Here is a 3,786-nt window from a genome sequence, read left to right as displayed (position 1 = left end):
CGTCCGGGATGCGCTTCGCCAGGCCGCCCATGCGGGACATGGCAGCCAGTGAGTTGGTCCCGGCGGCGTGGATGACGACGCCCGCGGCGAGGAAGAGGACGGCCTTGAACGCACCGTGCGAGATGAGGTGGAAGACGGCGGCGCCGCGGTCGCCGACGGCCAGGGCGCCCGCCATGTAGCCGAGCTGGCCGATGGTCGAGTAGGCGAGGACCCGCTTGATGTCGTCCTGGGCGAGCGCGGCGAGCGCCGAGCCGACCATCGTCACCGCGGCCATCACGGCGAGCACGGTCAGCGCGGCGGCGGAGGCGGCGAAGACCGGCAGCAGCCGGGCCACGAAGTAGATGCCGGCGGCGACCATCGTCGCGGCGTGGATGAGCGCGGAGACGGGGGTGGGGCCGGCCATCGCGTCGGGCAGCCAGGTGTGCAGCGGGAACTGCGCGGACTTGCCGGCCACGCCGGCGAGCAGCAGCAGCGCGATCAGGGTCGGGTGGTCGAGCCCGCCGGAGGCGACGGCGCCGAGGATCCCGGTGATCCGGAAGGTGCCGGCGTCCACGGCGAGAGCGAACAGGCCGAACAGGAAGGGGACGTCGCCGAGCTTGGTGACCAGGAAGGCCTTCAGGGAGGCGGAGCGCGCCTCGGGGGTCTCCCAGTAGTGGCCGACGAGGAAGTACGAGCAGATGCCCATGATCTCCCAGCCGACCAGGAGCACCATCAGGTCGCCGGAGTAGACGACCAGCAGCATCGCGGCGGTGAAGAGGGAGACGAGCGCCGCGTACGAGGGGTAGCGCGGGTCGTGGCGCAGGTAGCCGGTCGAGTAGATCTGCACGCAGGTCGCGACGACGCCGACGAGGACGGCGACGAGGGCGGCGAAGCCGTCGATGTACAGGGACAGGTCGATCGGGACCGAGCCCGTCGGGGTGAGCTGAGTGGCCGCGTCGATGGCCTTCCCGCCGCCCTGACGGGCGGCGACGACGGCCGCGAGGGCGGCCGCGGCGAGCGTCGGCAGGACGGCGAGCGGCCGGACGAGTCCGGGCACGGTCCGGCCGAGGAGCAGGCCGGCGACGGCGCCGAGGAAGGGAAGGAGGGGGACGAGGACGGCGAGGGTCGTCGTGGTCACGCGGCGGCCTCCGCCTTCTCGTCGCCGGCCGCGGGGGCCTGGTCGGTCTCGGCGGTGTCGCGGAGCCGGTCGACGTCCGAGGTGCCGCGGTTGCGGTACACCATCAGGACGATCGCGAGACCGATGCCGATCTCCGCTGCGGCGATGGCGATGGTGAACAGGGTGAGGGCCTGGCCGGCGTGCAGGGTGTCGCGGAGCCAGACGTCGAAGGCGACCAGGTTGAGGTTGACCGCGTTGAGCATGAGCTCGACGGACATCAGGACCAGGATCGCGTTGCGCCGGGCGAGGACGCCGTACAGGCCGACGGAGAAGAGGAGCACGGCCAGGACGGCGGGGTAGGCGAGGTGCATCAGCGCTCCCCCTCGTTCTTCTTCGACAGGACGATCGCGCCGACCAGGGCGGCGAGGAGCAGGACGGAGAGCGCCTCGAAGGGCAGCACCCAGTGCCGGAACAGGATCTCGCCGGACACCTTGGTGGAGCCCTGGGCCGGGCCGTCCAGGTCGATCCACGTGGCGCGGAACGCGTCGACGACCACCCAGACCAGGGCAGCCGCGGCGGCGACGGCGACCACGAGGGCGGCCGGGCGGTTGCCGGAGTCGGCGTCCGGGGACCGCCCGATGGGCGCCTTGGTGAGCATCAGACCGAAGAGGAGGAGGACGACGACGGAGCCGACGTAGATCAGCACCTGGACCCAGGCGATGAACTCCGCGGTGAGCAGCAGGTACTCGACGGCCAGCCCGCCGAGCGTGACCACCAGCCACAGCGCGGCGTGCACGAGTTGGCGGGTGGTGACGGTGACGAGGGCCGCGCCGAGGGTGGCGAGGCCGACGAGCACGAAGGCGATCTCGACGCCGGTGGGCGACAGGAAGCCGGGGTGGGCGGCGGCGAGCGTCACTGCGCGTCCCCCTCGGAGGTCTCGGAGGTCTCGGAGGTCTCGGAGGCGGCGCTCTCGGCGGCCGCGGCCTGGGCGGCGGCCTCCGCCGCAGCGGCTTCCGCCTTCTCGACGGCCTTGCGGGCGGCGGCGATCTCCTTGGGCTCCTCCGCACGCGGGTCGAGCGCGGGCGGCTCCGGGACGGTCCACATCCACTCGCGGAGCTTGTCGCGCTCGTGGGTGAGCTCGTGGATGTCCGTCTCCGCGTACTCGAACTCCGGCGACCAGAACAGCGCGTCGAAGGGGCAGACCTCGATGCAGATGCCGCAGTACATGCAGAGCGAGAAGTCGATCGCGAAGCGGTCGAGGACGTTGCGGCTGCGCTCGCGGCCGCCGGGGACGGCGGCGGGCACGGTCTCCTTGTGGGAGTCGATGTAGATGCACCAGTCCGGGCACTCGCGGGCGCAGAGCATGCAGACCGTGCAGTTCTCCTCGAACAGCCCGATCACGCCGCGGCTGCGGGGCGGGAGTTCGGGCTGGACGTCCGGGTACTGCGCGGTGACGGACTTGCGGGTCATCGTCCGCAGGGTCACGGCAAGCCCCTTGGCGAGGCCGGAACCAGGGATCGGTGCCATTAGTTGATCGCCACCTTCACGATGCCGGTGAGCGCGATCTGCGCGAGGGCGAGCGGGACGAGGGTGGTCCAGGCGAGCTTCTGCAGCTGGTCCTCACGGAGCCGGGGGTAGGACACCCGGAGCCAGATGACGACGAAGGCGAGGACGGCGGTCTTCAGCAGGGTCCAGACCCAGCCGAGGCCGTCGGCGCCGAACGGGCCGTGCCAGCCGCCGAGGAACAGGACGGTGGTCAGGCCGCACAGGACGACGATGCCGGCGTATTCGGCGAGCAGGAACAGCGCGAAGCGCAGACCGGTGTACTCGGTGTACGCGCCGAAGATGATCTCCGAGTCGGCGACGGGCATGTCGAACGGGGGCCGCTGGAGTTCGGCGAGGCCGGCGACGAAGAAGACGAGGGCGCCGACGATCTGCCAGGGCAGCCACCACCACTCGAAGGCGTTCAGGATGCCGGGGAGCGAGACGGTGCCGGCGGCCATCGCGACGGACGCGGCGGCGAGCAGCATCGGCAGCTCGTACGCGAGCAGCTGGGCGGCGGTGCGCAGGCCGCCGAGCAGCGAGAACTTGTTGGCGGATGCCCAGCCGGCCATGAGGCTGCCGAGCACGCCGACGCCCATGACGGCGAGCACGAAGAAGATGCCCGCGTCGACGACCTGACCGACGGCCCCCTCGTCGGGGCCGATCGGGATGGCGACGAGGACGAGGAGGTACGGGAGGAGGGCGACGGCGGGGGCGAGCTGGAAGACGCGGCGGTCGGCGGCGGCCGGGACGACGTCCTCCTTCTGCGCGAACTTCACCCCGTCCGCGACGAGCTGCGCCCACCCGTGGAACCCACCGGCGTACATGGGCCCGAGGCGCCCCTGCATGTGCGCCATGACCTTGTGCTCGGTCTGCCCGATGACGAGCGGCAGCACGAGAAACACGGCGAAGACGACGAGCAGCCGAAGGGCGACGTCGAGTGCGTCGTTCACGCGGGTTCGCCTCCGGCGGGTGGGGTGGTGGGGGTGGGCGGGGGGTCGTCGGGGTCGGGGGTGGGAGCCGGAGCCGCGTCGGGCTCGGCTTCCGGAGCGGCCTCCGAGGCCGGCTCGGCGGCAGGTGCCGCCAGGGCCTCGTCTGGCTCGGTGGCCGGGGCGGCGCTCGGCGCGGGTTCCGGCGCGGGCTCAGGT

At 72.2% G+C, this 3,786-nt stretch carries 6 protein-coding genes; all 6 read right to left on the bottom strand.

Annotated features, from left to right (window positions below; translation table 11 throughout):
• Positions 1-1,117, bottom strand: a 1,117-nt coding sequence (locus VIU94_RS14345) for an NADH-quinone oxidoreductase subunit 5 family protein (protein WP_331911394.1), incomplete at its 3' end; no start/stop codon positions are given.
• On the bottom strand, positions 1,114-1,467 hold the full coding sequence (nuoK, locus tag VIU94_RS14340) for an NADH-quinone oxidoreductase subunit NuoK (protein WP_331911392.1): 354 nt from the start codon (positions 1,465-1,467) through the stop codon (positions 1,114-1,116). The genes nuoK and VIU94_RS14345, both read right to left, overlap by 4 nt.
• A complete protein-coding gene (locus VIU94_RS14335; protein ID WP_331911390.1) occupies positions 1,467-2,012 on the bottom strand; it encodes an NADH-quinone oxidoreductase subunit J family protein in 546 nt (181 codons plus the stop codon). The genes nuoK and VIU94_RS14335 overlap by 1 nt, the downstream gene beginning before the upstream one ends.
• Positions 2,009-2,623, bottom strand: coding sequence for a NuoI/complex I 23 kDa subunit family protein (locus VIU94_RS14330; protein ID WP_331911388.1), 615 nt, complete (start codon positions 2,621-2,623; stop codon positions 2,009-2,011). Before VIU94_RS14330 ends, VIU94_RS14335 begins: the two co-directional genes overlap by 4 nt.
• The gene (locus VIU94_RS14325) at positions 2,623-3,591 is read right to left on the bottom strand and encodes a complex I subunit 1/NuoH family protein (protein ID WP_331911386.1); all 969 of its coding nucleotides are present in this window, start codon (positions 3,589-3,591) and stop codon (positions 2,623-2,625) included. The genes VIU94_RS14330 and VIU94_RS14325 overlap by 1 nt, the downstream gene beginning before the upstream one ends.
• Positions 3,588-3,786 (bottom strand): hypothetical protein (locus VIU94_RS14320; protein WP_331911384.1); only part of this gene is annotated, 199 nt, incomplete at its 5' end. The genes VIU94_RS14325 and VIU94_RS14320, both read right to left, overlap by 4 nt.

The organism is Streptomyces sp., assembly GCF_036566765.1.
Taxonomy (GTDB): Bacteria; Actinomycetota; Actinomycetes; order Streptomycetales; family Streptomycetaceae; genus Streptomyces.
Note: the sequence above shows the minus strand (reverse complement) of the source record. Positions and strands in the feature narration are given on the sequence as shown.